The following is a 2,433-nucleotide window of genomic DNA, read 5'->3' as shown; positions in this document are numbered from 1 at the left end:
TGATGGCATGCCGCTGCTACTAATCCCAGCGCTGCTGCTTTTAACATCGTACTTGGCTTTGTTTTCAATATCACTAAAGCTAATAGTGCCTGTATCAAGTTTGTTTTTACCGGTATCTTCCGCTTCCGATGCAATGACCGCACCTTTTAAGTCAGTATTATTACCAACTTTAATATCAAAACCGCCTTTGCCGGCAAATATGCCAGATTGGTCTGTCACATTTGCCCATTTGCTTTCTATGTTGGTTGCCGATAATGAGCCGTTAGCACTGAAACCAACATAGATTTTTTGTCATTATCAGTGAGAATCGATTTTTGATTTTGTAAAAATTATTGAGAAGTCTATACCGTGATAATAAAAGATAGAGCATAGATTCAAGTACTCAGACTTTCTGAGCGATTTTATACCGTGGGCTACGTGCCACAAGGCACAAAGCCTAACCCCAAACCCAAACCACAACTGACCATTAAGGGGCGCTGGCTGGAGCAGATTGGCTTTTATGTCGGTTGTCCTGTTATCATTAAGACCGAGCAGGGCAAATTGATAGTAGAACTTGCAATGAAGATCTAGGAATAGATAAAAACGATATCTCAACTCAAGTTAGATCTAGGATTGTAAATTATTCTTCATCATCTTCAATCACTGGTATACAAGGAGATAAAAAAGGATCTTTTTCTTTTTTAATTTTTCCTCTAGCTAATACAAAAACCTCAAATTCATTAAAAGCGTCTTCTGACTCATCATTTCTAATATACAATAATCCATAAGATCCTTTAGCTATTTCTGCTATGAACTCATAAAGATTAAAAATATCTATTATATCCTGTGATAAATGATTTGTATTTCCAGTGACTAATAACTGATAAGAACCATTTACTTTATGTAAATTAACAAGACCAGATGTATCATTTAATTTATATTGGGATATGTATGAATATAGTTTGCTCAAAACTATATTCATTTCTTTATCATCACTTTCGTATGTTGAATCCCTTAAGTTGATCCAACCATAATATTCTACCATTTCCCTACCTTATTTTGTTAAATTTAGAGGTTTTGTGTCTATTACAACTTTTACACCGTAACGTTTACTATACTCATTTAGTTTATTTATTACAGACTGAGCTGGCTGACCTTCAAAATGATAGTAAACAGAGCGGTTAGTTTCTTTAGCTGCTTCAAATGTTGCTTTCATCTGATTTCTAACTGCCGCATTTAACTGCTTTAGTGCAGGTTTAGTTTGAGCCACATATGAATCACTAATAACGTCAAATTCACGAATGTCATTAGTAAATCGAACTCTTGATTCGCCACCAATTCGCTGAGCAAGTGCATCTGCAGCGGGATCTGGTTTATTTACTTTTACTAAATTACCAGAATACTTACTAGTAAGATCCGTCGTCTCCTTTCCAGCCAGACTATCATTTTTAGCTTGATTAGCAGCTAATCCGTTCTTAATTTGCTCAATTTCTTTTTGTGTTAATTTATTGGCAGAAGAAGCAAGTTTATTAGTTAGATTTATCCCACCTTTGGCAGAGGCAAGCCCAGATGCAGCATTAAATAGTAAATCACCATCAGCTTCTGATATATCTAATAATTTAGCAAGTTCCTTGCCGGTTTGAGTTGTATGACTTTTACCTTCAATAAAAACTCTCAATCCTGTTAAGCCATTATCCGTTGCTGACCAACTTAAATAAATAGAGGGTCCACACCCTATAAACGAGCTACAAAGCGGTGATAAGGCAATAGCGCCAGACCCCTCTATAAAAGCAACCCCCATTTGAAAGGCACCACTGGCTCGAGTTGATATACTATATTGGTTATTAATATAGTTAGCAATATCTTTAATGTTATCGCCATAGGTATACTCAAAAAGTTGACTAACTGTCTGATAGTATTCTGTTGAACCACCCGTGAGGTAATTAGGAAGTTGAACGTTGTTGATTTGCTCTTGTTGTTGTAATGTTTCTCGATAAGATTGGAGTTCATCACTATTACCTAATGCTTCTAAATTTTCAAGTAACTTTTTATTAGGGTCATCATCAGCCAATTCTTTTGAGCAGTGAACTAAAGCGCAGGCAGCGGCTTGATAACGTAGTTTTTCTTCGGCATTACCTTTAGCAAGTTCATCTAAACGCTTATTTTCTTTCGGTGTAGTTAATCGGTTATTCTCAACGGCATTTTTACCACCAGCAACGGCGGTGTTGATGTCCTGAATATCACCACCACCGGCTGCGACAGCAAGGGCGGTAGCCAGTTGGGCGAGGGCGCTGATTTGTTGTTTTTCATCCTGGCTTAATTTATCTACAGATTTGCCCGGATAAAGCATACCGGCAATTATTTCAGCACCACGTTCAGAGGCTGCGGCACCTAGTCCTCCAGCAAGGGCGGAATTCCCTTGTAGCTCAGCAACAACAGCCCCCAGTATTGCAT

Annotated in this window: 4 protein-coding genes; 1 reads left to right on the top strand and 3 read right to left on the bottom strand. The window is 37.7% G+C overall.

The annotated features are described in order from the left end of the window. Positions 1–219: hypothetical protein (locus J3U23_RS12005; protein ID WP_267339338.1), on the bottom strand; the 219-nt coding region annotated here is incomplete at its 3' end. A gap of 153 nt (positions 220–372) precedes the next feature. On the opposite strand from J3U23_RS12005, the gene J3U23_RS12145 reads away from it, so the two are divergent. Further along, on the top strand, positions 373–570 hold the full coding sequence (locus J3U23_RS12145) for a SymE family type I addiction module toxin (protein WP_416380089.1): 198 nt from the start codon (positions 373–375) through the stop codon (positions 568–570). 49 nt (positions 571–619) lie between these two features. Here J3U23_RS12145 and J3U23_RS12000 read toward each other — a convergent pair whose 3' ends face one another. Next, a complete protein-coding gene (locus J3U23_RS12000; protein ID WP_267339337.1) occupies positions 620–1,024 on the bottom strand; it encodes an Imm7 family immunity protein in 405 nt (134 codons plus the stop codon). A gap of 9 nt (positions 1,025–1,033) precedes the next feature. Further along, positions 1,034–2,433 (bottom strand): restriction endonuclease fold toxin (locus J3U23_RS11995; RefSeq protein ID WP_267339336.1); only part of this gene is annotated, 1,400 nt, incomplete at its 5' end.

Origin of the sequence: Gilliamella sp. B3367 (assembly GCF_026536825.1) — a bacterium.
In the GTDB taxonomy this organism is placed as follows: Bacteria; Pseudomonadota; Gammaproteobacteria; order Enterobacterales; family Orbaceae; genus Gilliamella; species Gilliamella apicola_E.
This window is presented reverse-complemented; position numbering and strand designations above follow the sequence as displayed.